Consider the following 16,274-nt stretch of genomic DNA (forward strand, 5'->3'; position numbering starts at 1 on the left):
CCAATTCTCGATCTATCGGTATGATTCCAGCTAAATTACCTTTTAGTCACTATTGTCGGCACTTTCACCGTATACTGGGTGTTGCTTTCAAGGAGATAGTCATGTCGGTGCAGCAACGCAACAACGTCCATTGTCACGGCGATGGGGAACACACGATCATGTTCGTCCATGGCTATGGTTGCGACCAGACCATGTGGCGTTTCATCCACCCGGCATACAGCCGGCGCTACAAGATCATCCTGCTGGACCTGACCGGCCACGGTGGCTCCGACCTGTCCGCCTACGACCGCAATAAATACGCCGACCTGTACGGCCATGCCGAAGACATGCTTGAGATTATCGAACTCTATGCGAAAGGCAAGGTGATTTTTGTCGGGCACTCGGTGAGCGCCATGATCGGCCTGCTGGCCTCGATACAGCGCCCCGAGCGTTTCGCCGCGCAGGTGATGGTGGGGCCGTCACCCTGCTACATCAACGATGGCGATTACGTCGGGGGTTTCAATGCGGAAGACATCCAACAACTGCTCAAGCTGATCGACGACAATTATTTGGCCTGGGTCCGGCACATGGCGCCAGCCATCATGGGCGCGCCAAACCAGCCGCAGCTCACGCGCGAACTGCTCACGCGCCTCGAGCATAACGATCCCGAGATCGCCCGCCATTTCGCCCGCGTGACGTTTACCGCCGACCACCGTGCGGACCTGGTCAAGTCGACCATTCCGTCACTGGTCCTGCAATGCAGCGACGATCTGGTGGCGCCGCGCGAGGTGGGCGACTACCTGCGCGACCACCTGCCGCTCTCGACCGTAAAGGTGATCAGCAACGTGGGCCATTGCCCGCATTTGAGCGCCCCCGAGGACAGCTCGAACTATATCGACGCCTTCCTCGACGACATCGGCTATTGAGGTTTGATGCCCTTGGCCGCCAGGTGGGCGTCGATGGCCTTGGCGATCCACGGCTTGTCGGCCTTGCGCGCGAAGTCCGAAGCCGTCAGGTGAAAGCCGCCATCCTTGAGGGTCGCATTGGCCCCGCGTACGAGCAGCACCTTGACCGCGTCTTCCTGCCCTTCGCGTGCGGCCATCATCAGCGGCGTCATGCCTGAAGGCGACTCGGCATCGATCTGCGCCTTGTGGTCGAGCAGCAAGTTGGTGATCTCGGCGCTGCCGCCCGCCGCCGCGTAGTGCAAGGCGGTCCAGCCGGACTGGTTGACCTTGGCGCCGCGCCGTAGCAGGTCGATCACCAGTGGCTGGTTCTTGCGGTACGCAGCCATCATCAGGGCCGTGTTGCCGTTCGGCGCTTTCGCTTCGAGGTCGATGCCCTTCTGGTCCATCAAGACCGTGGCGGCGGCGTTGGCGTCGTTGCGGATGGCAACGATCAGCGCCGTTTCGCCGCCCAGGTCGCGTGCATTGGGATTGACGCCGGCCGCCAGCGACTTTTTCACGCTGTTGGCGCGGTCCTGCTCCACCGCGCGGAACAGGTCCACCTCGCCAGGCGGCAATGCTGCTGCCAGCGCCGGTCCGGACAACATCAAGGCAACGCTGGCCAACAGCCAGTGACGGCGTTTCATCAGGCGGCCTCTTTGACGTTGAACAGTTTGAAGAAATTGGCCGACGTCTGCGCTGCAACCTCTTCCACCGGGATACCTTTGAGCCTGGCGATGTACTCGCCCACGTGGGCGACATAGCCCGGCTCGTTGGTGCGGCCGCGGAACGGCACCGGCGCCAGGTACGGCGAATCGGTCTCGATCAGCATGCGTTCGAGCGGCACCTCCAAAGCCACGGCCTGCAACTCCTTGGCGCTTTTAAATGTGACGATGCCCGAGAACGAGATATAAAAGCCCAGTTCGATGGCGGCGCGCGCCACTTCCAGCGATTCGGTAAAGCAGTGCATCACGCCGGCGACGCCGCCGGCCTCCGGTGCGGCGCCTTCCTCGCGCAGGATGCGGATGGTGTCTTCACTGGCGCTGCGGGTGTGGATGATCAGCGGCTTGCGGGTAATGCGCGACGCCCGGATGTGGGTGCGAAAGCGCTCGCGCTGCCATTCCAGGTCGCCTTCCAGGCGGTAATAGTCGAGGCCGGTCTCGCCGATGGCAATGATCTTCGGATCGTCGGCCAGCGCGACCAGTTGTTCGACGGTGGGTTCGGGCGTGTCCTCGTAGTCCGGATGCACGCCCACCGACGCATAGATGTGCGGATACTGGTGGGCCAGCGCCAGCACCTGCGGAAAGTCCGGCAGGTCCACCGACACGCACAAGGCGTGGGTGACGCCGTTGTCGGCCATCTTGGCCAGGATCTCGGGCATGCGAGCAGCCAGCTCGGGGAAATTGATGTGGCAGTGGGAATCGATATACATGGTGCGATTGTACCGCGAGCAGCGTTACAAGGTGTGCGTGGCGCGGGCCGAGCGCAGCGCCGGCCCCAGGATATCCTCGATGCGCTGGCGCAGCTTCTGGCCGCCTTCGTCATCCGGGAAGTGGATGCCCACGCCCTGCGCCTTGTCGTGGTGGGCACCCGCCGGCGTGATCCAGGCCACCCGGCCCGCTACCTGGTATTTTTCGGGCTCGTCCATCAGGGTCAGCGCCAGGAACAGCTCGTCGCCGAGCTTGTACGGCTGCTTGGTGGCGAGGAACAGGCCGCCGTGCTTGAGGAACGGCATGTACGCGGCATACAGCGCCGCCTTCTCGCGGATCGCCAGCGACAGCACCGTCGGCCGGCCGGGCAAGCCCGGGGCGGCGGTGGAATCGAAGTGGCTGTCAGCGGGCATGGTCGATCTCTCAGTGGCTGCAGGCGGCGGTATAGTCGAGCAACATATCCTCCAAAAACAGCTTCGGCGACAGCGGGTGGTCCGACGTGGCGCGGCGGTCGTTGACGCCCTTGATCACCGCCAGCAGCCGGCTGATGTGAATTTTATCGGCCAGGCTGCCCAATTCGCGCTGATAGCGTGGATAGTAACGCACGTTGCCCGCCAGCTTGAGCGCACACACATCATACAGCCACCGCTGCAACCATGACACCTGCGCCGTGAGCGGCACTTTTTGCAGCTTGTCGGCCACTTTCAGGGCGCCTTCCACGCTGGGGCGGGCCAGCAGTTGCAGCAGGGTTTCCAGGTCGTCGCGGTTGCCTGATTCGGCCTGGGCCAAGGCCGCCAGCGGCGCCCCGCCCTGCTCGCGCAGCCAGCTGTCGGCGTCCGCGACGTTTTGCTGCTTGAGCCAGGCCAGCGCCTGGTCGTGCGACGGCATCGGCATGGCAAATTTGCGGCAGCGCGACAGGATGGTGGGCAGCAGGCGATCGAGACTGTTGGATGCCAGCAGGAACACGGTGCCCGCTGGCGGTTCCTCCAGGGTTTTCAGCAAGGCGTTGGACGCCGGCATATTCAGCGCCTCGGCCGGATACAGCACCACCACGCGCAGGCCGGCGCGGTGGGTGGAAACATTCATGAAATCGGCCAGGTTGCGGATCTGCTCGATCTTGATTTCTTTCGATGGCGTCTTGGTGGACTTGGCCGCCTTTTTGCCGCCATCGCCCTCCCCTTCCTCGCCCTCGGGCGGCTCGTCTTCGAGCGCTTCAGGCCGCACGCGGCGGTAATCGGGGTGATTGTGCTGGGCGAACCAGCCGCATGACGCGCACTGGCCACAGGCATGACCGTCGGCGCGCACGGCCTCGCACAGCAGCCCCTGGGCGAAGCGCTCGATAAAGTCGGCCTTGCCGATGCCGGCCGCGCCATGGAACAGGATCGCGTGCGGCAGGCGCTGGCGCAACTGCTGCAATTGTTGCCAGGATTCTTGCTGCCAGGGATAAATGGAATCGCTCATTCTTGGTATTGTGTTTTAAATCATGCGCATAAGCAAAGTAAAGATACTCCGCGCGGGTGAGCGATTGTACGCCACCGGGCGCCGTTTGCTTACTTTCTCTTTCTTACTTTCTCATGGGCAAAATGGTGTTCTATGCATCGATTCCGGCATCCACCGCCCAGCGCCTTACGGCCAGTTTCCACGACGCCCTGCCGCCGATCGATATCGACCAGGCGCCGCTGGTGTCGGAGGGCAGGGCTTTGCAGGCGATGCAGAAGCGACTGTCCGACATCGCCTCGCTTGGGTCGCAAGTGCGGGTGGGGCCGGCCGGTCAAACAACTGGTGCGCGACAAGCTGGTGTGGGTGGCCCTTTTCGAGCATAGCGGTTTCTTCAAATGGTTTGCCGACGGCGGCACGCCCGGCTACCTGACCGTCCACGCGCACGATCGGCGGACGTGCAACTGGTGATGGAACTCAATGGCAAGCCGCTCGGGCTGCGCTACCTGCTGTCAGCCTATTTCGGTGACCACGTCGAGCGCCACGCCTACCTGTCGGGCCGGGCCACGGTGGGCCTGATCGATTTCGAGCCGGAAATCGATGATGACGGCGTGCCATATTTCGTCGGCACCACGTACGAGCACAAGGTGGGCTTCTCCGGCAGCGAATCGACCGGCATCGTCACCGTCAATGCTGTCACTGGCGCCGTGGTGCGCTACAAGCCTATCGCTAAGCCCTGTTCTACAACTGTCATATTCAACCTAACCGTACAGGCAATCGCTGCTCATTCGACATTGTCAGCTGAAATGTACTACCCGGCGCGGCGGGACACCAGCCCAGAGCCAAGGCTCTCCGTACAGCCCTCTCAACGATAGCGGGGGAAACAATGCTAGCTTCAGCACACATCCAATTGTCTGGACGTGCCGAATCCAGACAAACCAGCAGGGTCGTTCGAGCTCCGTGCTCCAATTCAACGGCAAAGCTCATATTTTGTTGCGCTAATGCTTGGGAGTACGTCGGACGCGGCCTTACCATCCACCGATATGCCGTGGAATCTATAACAATCCGACGACTTCCTTTTTGCGGGATTGACACGATATTATTTCCTCTGCATGCTCATTGTGGGATGCTGCCCACAGGCCCAATAAGGCTTTTTAAGGCGCTCCTAATCCAGCAAAATATCCAGCATCCGCTTCGGATTGACCACGAAATCATGCATGACCTGAAAGTGCTCGGTCTCCTCGTACGTGACCTGGCGAATGCCGGTACCGGTGCACTGGTAGATCACGGCGTCCGGGTACGCCATCAGGATCGGCGAGTGGGTGGTGATCACGAACTGGGAGCGGTCTTTCACCAGGTCGTGGATGCGGGTCAGCAGCGAGAGCTGGCGCTGCGGAGAGAGCGCTGCTTCCGGCTCGTCCAGCACGTAGAAGCCGTCGCCGCCGAAGCGGTGCATCACCAGCGAAAAGAACGACTCACCGTGCGATTGTTCGTGCAACGACTTGCCGCCATAGGAATTGATGATCGGTGGTCCGCCCCAGGGCTCGTCATCGAGCTTTTCGATTTCGGTGGCCAGGTTGAAAAAGCTTTCGGCGCGCAGGAAAAAGCCGTCTTTCGGTTGCCGTACGCCTTTCGACAGCCGCAGGTACTGGTGCAGGACCGAATGCGAAGCGCGCGTGCCAAAGCCGAAGTTGCGCGTGCCGCCCTCGGCGTTGAAACCGAACGACACCGCGATCGCCTCCATCAGCGTCGATTTACCGGAGCCGTTTTCACCAACGATGAAGGTCACCTTCGGATGCAGGTCGAGCACGTCTAGATGGCGCACGGCAGGCAGCGAGAACGGATACCGGTCGAATCCCGGCACGTCGGACACGCGCAATCCTACCTGCGACACGAACTGGCTGGAGATCATGGTTGGCTCCGTGGGCGTGGGCGTGGGCTGCGGGATCTGCGGCTAGCGCTGCGCCAGCAGATCGTCGAGGATGCCGGTGATCTCCACCTCGATCTCGGCAATGGTGCGGGTGGCATCGACCAGGCGGAAGCGCTGCGGGAACTGCGCGGCGCGGCGCAGGTATTCGTTGCGGGTGGCGGCAAAGAAATCGGTCTTTTCCTGTTCGAACTTGTCGAGCGTGCGGGTGGCGTCCAGCCGCGCACGCGCCACGTCCAGTGGCACATCGAACAGCAGCGTCAGGTCAGGCTGCAGGTGCGGGTGCACCCACTGCTCGAGCGCGTCCAGCTTGGCCAGGTCCATGCCGCGGCCGCCGCCCTGGTAGGCAAAGCTGGCATCCGTAAACCGGTCGGAAATCACCCAGGCGCCGCGCGCCAGCGCCGGTGCGATTACCTGTGCAATATGTTCGCGACGGCTGGCAAACATCAGCAATGCTTCGGTTTCCAGGTGCATGGTTTCGTGCAGCACCAGTTCGCGCAGCTTTTCGCCGAGCTGGGTGCCGCCCGGTTCGCGCGAGCTCACCAGGTCGATGCCACGGTCTTGCAGGTACTTGCTGACAAACGCGATATGCGTGGACTTGCCGGCGCCGTCGATGCCTTCGAAGGTAATGAATTTGTTGTTGCGGATACTGGAATCGGTCATGGCTCTATCGTTGGTACTGGTTCACTGCCCGGTTGTGGTCGGTGAGGTTGTCTGAGAATTTGCTGGTGCCGTTGCCGCGTGCGACGAAATACAGGGCGGCGGTCTTGGCAGGCGCCATCGCGGCGGCCAGCGATTCCACGCCCGGCAGCGAGATTGGCGTGGGCGGCAGGCCGGTGCGGGTGTAGGTATTGAACGGCGTATCGGTCTCCAGATCGCGCTTGCGGATATTGCCCTCGAACTTGAGGCCCATGCCGTAGATCACGGTCGGGTCGGTCTGCAGCATCATGCCCAGGCGCAGGCGGTTGACGAATACGGCAGCGATCATGTTGCGTTCGGACTTTTGCCCGGTCTCCTTTTCCACGATCGAGGCCATGGTCAAGGCCTCGTACGGCGTTTTGTACGGCAAGCCGGCTTCGCGCTTGGCCCAGGCTGCCTCCAGGCGCTTGATCATCATCGCATGGGCCTGGCGATAGATCTGCAATTCGCTCGAACCCTTGGCGAACAAATAGGTATCGGGGAAGAACAGGCCCTCAGGGCGCTCGTACTCGGAGCCGATCGCTTTCATCAGCTCGGTGTCGCTGAGGGTGATGGTGTCGTGCTTGAGGCCCGCATGGGCGTCGATTGCCGCGCGCATCTGGCGGAAGCTCCAGCCTTCGATGATGGTCAACTGCTCCTGCGCGAATTCGCCACGCACCAGCTGCTCGATCAGCCGCGCCGGCGTGGTGCCGGGTTTCAGTTCATACGAGCCGGCCTTGATGCGGCTGCTCTTGCCGGTGCTGCGCGCCAGCAGGTTGAACAGCAGCGGCTGGATCGGCACGCCGGCTTCGGCGATTTGCTGGCCGACCGCGTGGGCGCCGCTGCCGGGCACGATGGTGAAAGCGATCGGTTCGGCGGCGCCGGTGAGGATGGGCGCTTGCTGCCAATACATGAAGTAACCGCCGACCGCGAGCGCGACAAGAATGCAGAGTGTGATTATTTTTTTAATAAAAGCCATTTCTACGCCATATTTGAATCAATCGACCAGCTTGCCACTTCCGGAGCCGATGCGCCAGTGTTCGGCACGCTTTTGCACCGTTGCCGACGCGATCGACGGGACATCACTATAATGAGCCCGTAATGATAATGCGTAATCGTCACCTACATCGTCACATACGTCGCTAAATATTGGAAATTATGTCATCCTGGACCGAACTGTTATCCGCCGCCGCGCCGGCGAGCCCGCTGACCACCGCCGCGCTTGCCGCCGGCTTTGTCGCACCGATCACCGACCAGGGCATCATTGCCCTCGATGGCGAGGAGTCGGCGAAGTTCCTGCATAGCCAACTGACCAACGATGTCGAACACCTCGGCGCCGACGACGTGCGCCTGGCCGGCTACTGCTCGCCCAAGGGCCGCCTGCTGGCCTCGTTCCTGATGTGGCGCAGCGCCACCACCATCTTCCTGCAACTGCCGCGCGAAATCCAGGCGCCGGTGCAAAAGCGCCTGTCGATGTTCGTGCTGCGTGCCAAGACCAAGCTGACCGACGCCACCGAACTGTCGGGCATGGAGGTGGTGCTGGGCTTTGGCGGCGACAAGGCCGAAGTCGTGCTGCAAAACTGGTTCGACACCCTGCCCGCCAAACCGTTCACCCGCATCGAGCATCCGCTGGGCACGCTGCTGCGCGTGGCCGACGCCTTCGGTGCGGCGCGGTACCAGTGGCTGATGTCGGCGGCCACTGCCGATACCATTGCCGCCGAGCTGGCTGGCAAGCTGGCCGTGGGCGGCGCCCAGGCCTGGCGCCTGGCCGAAATCCACTCGGGCGTGCCGCAGATCGACAAGGCTACGCAAGAACAGTTCGTGCCGCAGATGGTGAATTTCGAATTGCTGGGCGCGGTCAACTTTAAAAAGGGCTGCTACCCGGGCCAGGAAATCGTCGCCCGCAGCCAGTACCTCGGCAAGCTCAAGCGCCGTACCACGCTGGTCAGCATTGCCGATCCGGCCGCAGTGGCCGGCGCCGAAGTGTTTGCCACGGCCGATCCGGAGCAGCCTTGCGGCATGATCGTCAATGCCGCACCGAACGGGCAAGGCGGCGTCGATGCACTGGTGGAAATGAAGCTGGCGGCGATCGACGCGGCGTCGGTGCGCCTCGGCTCGGCCGCAGGCCCGGCGCTGACCTTCCTGGCGCTGCCATACGTGCTGGAACCGCTCGACCTCTAGCATGGATCTCTATATTTACTACAAGGTCAGGGATGCCGACGCGGCAGCCCTGCACTCGGCAGTTGCCGCCATGCAGGCGCAACTGGCCGAACAGTTCGCCGTATCCAGCGAACTCAAACGCCGTCCGGAAGCTGACGACGGCGTGCAAACCTGGATGGAAATCTATCCGGCCGCCCCCGGCAATTTCGCCGGCACGCTGGCCGCAGCAGTGGACCGGGCCGGCCTGTCGCAGTGGATCGTCGGCGCGCGCCACCTCGAAGCGTTCGTGGATGTTGTGCCATGTGCCTGATCGTCTTTGCCTGGAAAGTGTTGCCGACAGTGCCGCTGGTAGCTGCCGCCAACCGCGACGAGTTCTACCAGCGCGCCACCGCGCCGGCCGCGCCGTGGCCCGAGCATCCGCAAGTGTATGCGGGCCGCGACCTGCAGGCGGGCGGCAGCTGGATGGGCATCACCCATCCGGCCGAATGCCCCAACCACCACGGCGGCGCGCGTTTTGCCGCCATCACCAACATCCGCGCGCCCAGCGAGCACCGCGACGACACGCCGTCACGCGGCCAGCTGGTGGCCGACTACCTGGCCGGCTGCATGAGTCCGCAAGAGTACATAGCTGACCTGCGCCAGCGGGCTGATCAATACAATGGTTTCAACCTGGTGATCGGCGACCGCGACACCCTGATCTGGTACTCGAACCGGGGCGACACCGACCCGCGCAACGGCAAGCCGCTCGAGCCCGGCGTGTACGGCGTCTCGAACGCGCTGCTTGATGCGCCCTGGCCCAAAGTGCTCAAAACCAAGGCCCAGTTCGCCAGCCTGCTGTGCCTGGGCGCACCGGACGACGCTTTCTTCGAAATGCTGTCCGACACCACCCCCGCCCCCGACCAGCGCCTGCCGGAAACCGGCGTGCCGCTGGAAGTGGAACGCGTGCTGTCATCGGTCAAGATCGAAAGCCCCGGCTACGGCACCCGCACGTCCACCGTCGTCAAGCTTTACGCCGACGCCACCGCCACCCTGCAAGAAGAACTCATCCATTAACTTCGGGGTCAGTGCCGACATTTGGACACGAGCCCAACAGCCGTAAGGCCCAGCTCGTGTCTGAATGTCGGCACTGACCCCGAAGTGGGGTCAGAACTTGTGGTTCATATTGATGTGGCGGATGCCGGCCTCGAGGAATTCTTCGCCTTCGATGGCGAAGCCGTGGCGCTGGTAGAAGGCGGCGGCGTGGGTTTGGGCGCTCAGGGCGACCAGGCTTTCGCCGCGCGCGCGGGCTTGCGCCATCAGGCCTTGCAGCAGAGCACCACCGACGCCGGTACCGCGGCCCGACTTGCGCACGGCCATGCGGCCGATGTGGCCGTCGGGCAGCAGGCGGCCGGTGCCGATCGGCACGCCGGCAGCGTCGTACGCCACCGCGTGCAGGCACAGTACATCCATATTGTCCATTTCCAGTTCGGCAGGCACACCCTGCTCTTCGACAAAGACTTCGGTGCGTATCAGTTTGGCTTCGGCAGACATGGAGGCCCAGTCGCCGTAGCGGATCGTATGGTGGACGGTTTCGTTCATGGCTTCGGTTTGCTCAAGAAAAACAATGATTGTCGCACGCAAGGTGCTGTTCGAGGAAGTCCACGCACACACGCACTTTTGCCGAGCTTGCCAGGCGCTGCGGATACACGGCCCACACATTGGCTTCCTGCGTATAACCGGGCAATATTTGCACCAGTTCGCCGCGATCGAGATGCGGTTGCGCGTCCCACAGCGAACGCAGCACGATGCCGGCGCCAGCCACCGCCCATTGCAGCGCAATCTCGCCGTGGTTGGTCGAGAGCGGCCCCGTCACTTTCACCACCACGTCCTCGCCCGCGCCATGGCGCAGCTTCCACACGCCAAACGGCAGGTCGCGCTCCTTGATCGGCAGGCAATCGTGGCCCGACAACTCTGCCACCGCGCGCGGCGTGCCGCGCCGGGCCAGGTAGGCGGGAGCGGCGCACAGGATGCGGTGGTTGCTCATCAGCTTGCGGGCGATCAGGTTCGGCTCGATATCCTCGCCCACCCGGATGTCAAGGTCGAAGCCTTCAGCAACGATATCGACCAGCCGGTCGAGCACCTCGAAGCGCACTTGCAGCGCCGGGTGGGCGGCCACCAGTTGCGCGATGGCAGGCGCCACCACGTTGCGCCCGAAGCCGAAGCTGCTGCTCACCCGCAACTGGCCGCGCGGCACGCCCTGCCGTTCAGCCACCTCGTCGAACAGGCTGTCCAGGCTGGACAGGATAGCCAGCGCCCGTGCATACACCTGCTCGCCATCGGCGCTGACCACCACCCGCCGCGTGCTGCGGTGAAACAGGCGTACCCCCAGCGCTGTTTCCAGCACGGCAATGCGCTTGCTCACGTAGGCGGGCGACATGCCCAGCTCGGCTGCGGCGCCGGCAAAGCTGGCCTTGCGTACCACAGCGGCAAACACGCGCAGGTCGCTGTTCTCGATATCCTTATTCACGCTCATTGTTCACAATCTGTGATCCATGCATTTACAAACAACACCATTCTAAACGCGTTGGAATCACGCTATGCTGTTTTCCACACACAAGGAGATCGCCATGCACACCCATAAAATCGCAGTTATCGCCGGCGACGGCATCGGCAAGGAAGTCATGCCCGAGGGCATACGCGTGGTGGACGCCGCTGCGCGCCGCTTCAACATCAGCATCGAATGGACCACCTTCGAATGGGCCAGCTGCGACTACTATGTCCGGCACGGCAAGATGATGCCGGACGACTGGTTCGAGCAACTGAAGGGCTTTGACGCCATTTTCTTTGGCGCGGTCGGGTGGCCGGAACTGGTGCCCGATCATATTTCGCTGTGGGGTTCGCTGCTGAAATTCCGCCGCCAGTTCGACCAGTACGTGAACCTGCGCCCGGTGCGCCTGATGCCCGGCGTGCCGTGCCCGCTTGCCAACAAGCAGCCCGGCGACATCGATTTTTACATCGTCCGTGAAAATACCGAGGGTGAATATTCGTCGGTGGGCGGCAAGATGTTCGAGGGTACCGATCGTGAATTCGTGCTGCAAGAGTCGATCTTTACCCGCATCGGGGTGGACCGGGTGCTGAAGTATGCGTTCGAACTGGCGCAGTCGAGGCCCAAAAAACACCTGACGTCGGCCACCAAGTCGAACGGCATCTCGATCAGCATGCCTTACTGGGACGAGCGCTTTGCGCTGATGGGCAAGGATTACGCCGACGTGCGCTGCGACCAGTACCACATCGACATCCTGGCCGCGCGCTTCGTGCTCTCGCCCGAGCGCTTCGACGTGGTGGTGGCGTCCAACCTGTTCGGCGATATCCTGTCGGACCTGGGGCCGGCATGCACCGGCACCATCGGCATCGCACCGTCGGCCAACCTCAATCCCGACCGCACCTGGCCGTCGCTGTTCGAACCGGTGCACGGTTCGGCGCCCGATATCTACGGCAAAAACATCGCCAACCCGGTGGCCATGATCTGGTCCGGCGCCATGATGCTGGACTTTTTGGGCCAGGGCGACGCCAGCTACCGGGCCGCGCACGACGCGATTCTGGCAGCAATCGAAAGCACGATTGCCGATGGCGCCAGAACGCCTGATCTCGGCGGTTCGGCCAGCACGATCGAGGCGGGGATGGCGATTGCGGCGTTGCTGGAATAGATCTCATCCGGCAGTCGCTGCCGCGTCGTACCCGCGAAAGCGGGTACCCAGGTCGGCGATACTGCTTGCGATGCCTGGGAAATTGGATCCCCGCCTGCGCGGGGATGACATTTTGCGGCCCAGGTTACAACCGCAGCATGACGGCGCCGATTTATTTAGCCGCAGTAATCACACCGCAAGCGAGCCGGCCACCGGCATTGCCGGTCGGCTGGGTCTTCAGGTCGTCGGGCGCAGTGTGCACGATCACGCCGCGATTGAGGGCGTTGACCGGGCTGCCTTCGGTCAGCGTCAGCTGCGACAGCGGCACCTTGACGTCGAGCGTGGCTACGCCCTTGGCATCGGCAGTGATATTGCCGAAGTCGCCGCTGTGCTTGCTGGCGTGCGACGGATCGCCGTGCGGTGCGCTGGTCGGATTAAAATGGCCGCCGGCGCTGCTGCCGTCGGGCGCCGAGCAATCGCCTTTTTCGTGGATGTGGAACCCGTGCAAGCCGGGCGTCAGGCCTTCGACCTTGGCCTTGACGTGGACGCCGTCGGCGGTTTGCTCGAACGTGACCAGGCCGGACGTCTTGCTGTTGGCGGTTGGCGCCAGCTTGGCCTGGGCGGTGACGTTAGCTGCTGAAGCGGTCTGAATGGCGGCCAGCGCCAGGATGCAGCTCAAGCTTAGTGCGGCTGTTTTCATTGTGTGGTTCCTTGTTAACGTGATCGAACAAAATGCGCCGCCGGTTTGCGGCGACACAACGCGTTCAAATCATATCAACTTTACCAATTGCTTGCCAAAATTGAACCCCTGCAGTAAACCGATGAAAGCCTCGGGCGCAGCAGCGATGCCCTGCGCCACGGTTTCACGGTATTTGACCTGGCCGGATGCCACCAGTTCCGCCAATTCCATCAATCCCTGGTCCCACAATTCCATGTGCTCGGTGACGATAAAACCTTGCACCGTCAGACGGTTGATCAGCAGCAGGCGGGCATTATGCAGCGCCATGTCGGCGCCGCCGAAGCCGCCGATCAGGCCGCACAATGCCACCCGGCCGAAAGCGTTGGTGCGCGCCAGCGCCGCGTCCAGCATGACGCCGCCGACGTTCTCGAAAATGCCATCGACGCCATCGGGCGTGGCGGCCGCCAGGTCGGCCTCGAGCTTGCCGGCCTTGTAATCGATGCAGGCATCGAAACCGAGTTCATCGATCACGTACCGGCATTTGTCGGGGCCGCCGGCAATACCCACCACGCGGCAGCCTTGCATGCGTGCCAGTTGTCCCACCACGCTGCCCACCGCGCCGCTGGCAGCCGAGACCACGATGGTGTCGCCCCCTTTGGGCGCAATGATGCGGTTCAGTCCGTACCAGGCGGCCATGCCGGGCATGCCCACCGCGCCCAGGTAGGCCGATAAAGGCAACCTGGCCGCATCGACCTTGCGCAACCGGGCGCCATCGGTCACCGCCAGCTCGGTCCAGCCCAGCACGCCAACCACCGCATCGCCAACTGCAAAACCGGCTTGGCGCGACGCAACCACTTCACCGACGGTGCCGCCGATCATCGTCTGGTCCAGCGCCTGGGAGGCCGCGTAACTCCTGGCCGCGCTCATGCGGCCGCGCATATATGGATCGAGCGACAGGTAATGGTTGCGCACCAGCAGCTCGCCCTCCTGCAAGGCGGGCGTGGTCACCGTTTCGAGCCGGAAATTATCCGCCGTGACGGCGCCGCGCGGCCGGCTGGCGAGCACGATGCGCCGGTAGCTGTCCGGCATCGTCAAACCTCGTAGTCCATGCACTGGCGCTCCAGTCGGATGGCGCCGATGAATGGCTTGATGGCAACGTGCTCGGGATGGTCGAGGTAGGCGTTCAGTGCATCCTCGCCCGTGAACTCGGAGTACAGCACCACGTCGTAGGTCGCTTCCAGTCCAGGCTGGGCCAGCACGGCTTCGAACTTGACGATGCCCGGCACGATGGTGGCGCAGCCGTCGAGCAAGGCTTTCATCTTGATGGCATTGGCGGCGCGGTCGGCGCCTTCTGCGTGGTCTTTCAGTTTCCACATCACGATGTGTTTGAGCATAGTTTCTCTCCGGGCGAGGCGCCAAATAAAGGGCGACAAGAATAGCACAGTGCAAGCTTTCAACGACAGGTATGGCGGCTCGCTGGTTGTAAGTTTGGTGCAAGGTTCGGCGTTCACACTCGCTGCCAAGCTGTCGATTTGGAAACTGTCGAGCTTGTCTTCCGTTGGTTTGCTCAACCGGTTTTACCAGGTCTGCCGCTTAAAACAACACTAAAAAAGGAGACAAATAATGGCTTCATCGTCGGGTACCGCCGATCCGCGCAACCAGTCCAAGGGCGCGCCGATCACACCAGAGGAACGCAAGGTCATCTTCGCTTCGTCGCTGGGCACCGTGTTCGAATGGTATGACTTCTATCTGTATGGCGCGCTCGCGCCGATCATCGCCAAGCAGTTCTTCATCGGCGAACCCACCACCACCTTCATTTTCGCGCTGCTGGCATTTGCCGCCGGGTTTATCGTGCGGCCATTCGGCGCGCTGGTGTTCGGCCGCCTCGGCGACATGATCGGCCGCAAATACACATTCCTGGTCACCATCCTGATCATGGGCGCCTCCACCTTCATTGTCGGGCTGCTGCCGGGGTACGCGGCGATCGGCATCGCAGCGCCGATCATCCTGGTGTTCCTGCGCATCCTGCAGGGCCTGGCGCTGGGCGGCGAATATGGCGGCGCCGCCACCTACGTCGCGGAACATGCGCCGCCGGGCAAACGCGGTTCGTTTACGGCCTGGATCCAGACCACGGCCACGCTGGGGCTGTTCCTGTCGCTGCTGGTCATCCTGGGCACCCGCACCGCCATCGGCGAGGACGAGTTCCAGGCCTGGGGCTGGCGCGTGCCGTTCCTGGTCTCGATCCTGCTGCTGGGCGTGTCGGTGTGGATCCGCATGTCGATGCACGAATCGCCGGCGTTCGCCAAGATGAAAGCGGAGGGCAAGACGTCCAAGGCGCCGCTGAGCGAGGCTTTTGGCCAGTGGCGCAACCTCAAAGTGGTGATCCTGGCGCTGATCGGCCTGACCATGGGCCAGGCGGTGGTGTGGTACACCGGCCAGTTCTATGCGCTGTTCTTCATGACCGAAACGCTCAAGATCGACGGCGCCACCGCCAACATCATGACCGCCACGTCGCTGGCCCTGGCCACGCCGTTCTTCATCATCTTCGGCATGCTGTCGGACAAGATCGGCCGCAAGTGGATCATCCTCGGCGGTTGCATCATCGCGGCGGCCACCTACTTCCCGCTGTTCAAGGCGCTCACCCACTACGGCAATCCGGCGCTGGAAATGGCGCTGAAAAATTCGCCGGTGGTGCTGGTGGCCGACCCCGCCTCGTGCAACTTCCAGTTCAACCCCACCGGCCAGCGCAAGTTCCCGTCGTCGTGCGACATCGCCGCCGGCATCCTGTCGCGCGCCTCGGTGGCATACACCCACGAAGACGCACCGGCCGGATCGGTTGCCAAGGTCAGGATCGGCGACAAGGAAATTACGTCGTTCAACGCCGTCATGACGCCCGATAACCTCAACTTCAGTGCCGAAAGCAAGAAGACCGAGGCCACTCTCAAGAAAGACGTGGTGGACGCGATCAAGCTGGCCGGCTATCCGACCAAGGCCGACGAAGCCCAGATGAACAAGCCGATGGTGGTGCTGATCCTGTTCGTGCTGGTGCTGTACGTGACCATGGTGTACGGGCCGATCGCCGCCATGCTGGTGGAAATGTTCCCCACCCGCATACGCTACACGTCGATGTCGCTGCCGTATCACATCGGCAACGGCTGGTTCGGCGGCCTGCTGCCCACCATCTCGTTCGCACTGGTGGCGTTCAAGGGAGATATTTATTACGGGCTGTGGTACCCGATCATCATTGCCATCATCACGGTCGTGATCGGCGCCCTGTTTGTCGGCGAGACCAAGGATAACGATATTTACGCCAACGACTGATCGTCCAGGCTGACATCCGGGTGGCCGGTTCCGTGCGAGCGGGCTGGCCATTTTTTA

General features: G+C 62.6%; 20 protein-coding genes. 8 read left to right on the forward strand and 12 right to left on the reverse strand.

What is annotated here, in order from left to right; genetic code table 11:
• The first annotated feature begins 101 nt into the window (after positions 1–101).
• Complete coding sequence (locus tag SR858_RS12955; protein WP_019921215.1) at positions 102–905, forward strand: alpha/beta fold hydrolase; 804 nt, start codon at positions 102–104, stop codon at positions 903–905.
• On the opposite strand, the gene SR858_RS12960 is transcribed toward SR858_RS12955, so the two are convergent.
• The 4 genes from SR858_RS12960 to SR858_RS12975 are packed head-to-tail and all read right to left on the reverse strand — an operon-like array spanning position 899 to position 3,811.
• Positions 899–1,567, reverse strand: coding sequence for an ankyrin repeat domain-containing protein (locus tag SR858_RS12960; RefSeq protein ID WP_019921216.1), 669 nt, complete (start codon positions 1,565–1,567; stop codon positions 899–901). The genes SR858_RS12955 and SR858_RS12960 overlap by 7 nt on opposite strands.
• Positions 1,567–2,352, reverse strand: coding sequence for a TatD family hydrolase (locus tag SR858_RS12965; protein WP_019921217.1), 786 nt, complete (start codon positions 2,350–2,352; stop codon positions 1,567–1,569). The genes SR858_RS12960 and SR858_RS12965 overlap by 1 nt, the downstream gene beginning before the upstream one ends.
• Before the next feature lie 24 nt (positions 2,353–2,376).
• The gene (locus SR858_RS12970; RefSeq protein WP_019921218.1) at positions 2,377–2,763 is read right to left on the reverse strand and encodes a PilZ domain-containing protein; all 387 of its coding nucleotides are present in this window, start codon (positions 2,761–2,763) and stop codon (positions 2,377–2,379) included.
• 10 nt (positions 2,764–2,773) lie between these two features.
• Positions 2,774–3,811 carry a DNA polymerase III subunit delta' gene (locus SR858_RS12975; protein ID WP_019921219.1) on the reverse strand — a complete coding sequence of 346 codons (1,038 nt, stop codon included), beginning with the start codon at positions 3,809–3,811 and terminating at the stop codon, positions 2,774–2,776.
• Positions 3,812–4,090: 279 nt separating this feature from the next.
• On the opposite strand from SR858_RS12975, the gene SR858_RS12980 reads away from it, so the two are divergent.
• Together SR858_RS12980 and SR858_RS12985 are read left to right on the forward strand one after the other, a co-directional pair.
• Positions 4,091–4,258 carry a hypothetical protein gene (locus SR858_RS12980; protein ID WP_019921221.1) on the forward strand — a complete coding sequence of 56 codons (168 nt, stop codon included), beginning with the start codon at positions 4,091–4,093 and terminating at the stop codon, positions 4,256–4,258.
• Positions 4,258–4,662, forward strand: coding sequence for a hypothetical protein (locus tag SR858_RS12985; protein ID WP_019921222.1), 405 nt, complete (start codon positions 4,258–4,260; stop codon positions 4,660–4,662). The genes SR858_RS12980 and SR858_RS12985 overlap by 1 nt, the downstream gene beginning before the upstream one ends.
• A 290-nt stretch (positions 4,663–4,952) precedes the next feature.
• On the opposite strand, the gene SR858_RS12990 is transcribed toward SR858_RS12985, so the two are convergent.
• From SR858_RS12990 to mltG, 3 genes are read right to left on the reverse strand one after another with little or no spacing between them, the layout of a single operon-like run.
• On the reverse strand, positions 4,953–5,699 hold the full coding sequence (locus SR858_RS12990) for an AAA family ATPase (protein WP_019921223.1): 747 nt from the start codon (positions 5,697–5,699) through the stop codon (positions 4,953–4,955).
• 42 nt (positions 5,700–5,741) lie between these two features.
• The gene (tmk, locus tag SR858_RS12995; protein ID WP_019921224.1) at positions 5,742–6,377 is read right to left on the reverse strand and encodes a dTMP kinase; all 636 of its coding nucleotides are present in this window, start codon (positions 6,375–6,377) and stop codon (positions 5,742–5,744) included.
• A 4-nt stretch (positions 6,378–6,381) separates the two neighbouring features.
• Positions 6,382–7,371, reverse strand: a complete 990-nt coding sequence (gene mltG / locus SR858_RS13000) for an endolytic transglycosylase MltG (protein ID WP_019921225.1) — start codon at positions 7,369–7,371, stop codon at positions 6,382–6,384.
• Positions 7,372–7,550: 179 nt separating this feature from the next.
• Between mltG and ygfZ the strand changes: the two genes are divergently transcribed.
• Genes ygfZ through SR858_RS13015 form a run of 3 tightly spaced genes read left to right on the forward strand, consistent with a single transcriptional unit; the run spans position 7,551 to position 9,605 of the window.
• The gene (ygfZ, locus tag SR858_RS13005) at positions 7,551–8,573 is read left to right on the forward strand and encodes a CAF17-like 4Fe-4S cluster assembly/insertion protein YgfZ (protein ID WP_019921226.1); all 1,023 of its coding nucleotides are present in this window, start codon (positions 7,551–7,553) and stop codon (positions 8,571–8,573) included.
• 1 nt (position 8,574) lies between these two features.
• Entirely contained in the window at positions 8,575–8,862 is a 288-nt protein-coding gene (locus tag SR858_RS13010; RefSeq protein WP_019921227.1) for a DUF4936 family protein, read from the forward strand.
• Complete coding sequence (locus SR858_RS13015) at positions 8,853–9,605, forward strand: NRDE family protein (protein ID WP_019921228.1); 753 nt, start codon at positions 8,853–8,855, stop codon at positions 9,603–9,605. The genes SR858_RS13010 and SR858_RS13015 overlap by 10 nt, the downstream gene beginning before the upstream one ends.
• Before the next feature lie 90 nt (positions 9,606–9,695).
• Here SR858_RS13015 and SR858_RS13020 read toward each other — a convergent pair whose 3' ends face one another.
• Positions 9,696–10,130, reverse strand: coding sequence for a GNAT family N-acetyltransferase (locus tag SR858_RS13020; RefSeq protein ID WP_019921229.1), 435 nt, complete (start codon positions 10,128–10,130; stop codon positions 9,696–9,698).
• Positions 10,131–10,143: 13 nt separating this feature from the next.
• Entirely contained in the window at positions 10,144–11,058 is a 915-nt protein-coding gene (locus tag SR858_RS13025; RefSeq protein ID WP_407654710.1) for a LysR substrate-binding domain-containing protein, read from the reverse strand.
• Positions 11,059–11,158: 100 nt separating this feature from the next.
• Between SR858_RS13025 and SR858_RS13030 the strand changes: the two genes are divergently transcribed.
• Positions 11,159–12,238 (forward strand): tartrate dehydrogenase, encoded by a 1,080-nt coding sequence (locus SR858_RS13030; protein ID WP_026637179.1) that lies wholly within the window; start codon positions 11,159–11,161, stop codon positions 12,236–12,238.
• A 151-nt stretch (positions 12,239–12,389) separates the two neighbouring features.
• Here the strand turns inward: SR858_RS13030 and SR858_RS13035 are convergent, their stop codons facing one another.
• The 3 genes from SR858_RS13035 to SR858_RS13045 all read right to left on the reverse strand — a co-directional run bounded on the left by SR858_RS13035 (position 12,390) and on the right by SR858_RS13045 (position 14,290).
• Complete coding sequence (locus SR858_RS13035; protein WP_040377593.1) at positions 12,390–12,917, reverse strand: superoxide dismutase family protein; 528 nt, start codon at positions 12,915–12,917, stop codon at positions 12,390–12,392.
• A gap of 69 nt (positions 12,918–12,986) precedes the next feature.
• Positions 12,987–13,985, reverse strand: a complete 999-nt coding sequence (locus SR858_RS13040) for an NADP-dependent oxidoreductase (protein ID WP_019921233.1) — start codon at positions 13,983–13,985, stop codon at positions 12,987–12,989.
• Between the two features lie 2 nt (positions 13,986–13,987).
• Positions 13,988–14,290 carry a Dabb family protein gene (locus SR858_RS13045; protein WP_019921234.1) on the reverse strand — a complete coding sequence of 101 codons (303 nt, stop codon included), beginning with the start codon at positions 14,288–14,290 and terminating at the stop codon, positions 13,988–13,990.
• A gap of 229 nt (positions 14,291–14,519) precedes the next feature.
• On the opposite strand from SR858_RS13045, the gene SR858_RS13050 reads away from it, so the two are divergent.
• Positions 14,520–16,217: an MFS transporter gene (locus SR858_RS13050; RefSeq protein ID WP_019921235.1), complete on the forward strand. Its 1,698-nt coding sequence runs from the start codon at positions 14,520–14,522 to the stop codon at positions 16,215–16,217.
• Positions 16,218–16,274: the final 57 nt, after the last annotated feature.

It is taken from the genome of Duganella zoogloeoides (assembly GCF_034479515.1).
In the GTDB taxonomy this organism is placed as follows: Bacteria; Pseudomonadota; Gammaproteobacteria; order Burkholderiales; family Burkholderiaceae_D; genus Rugamonas; species Rugamonas zoogloeoides.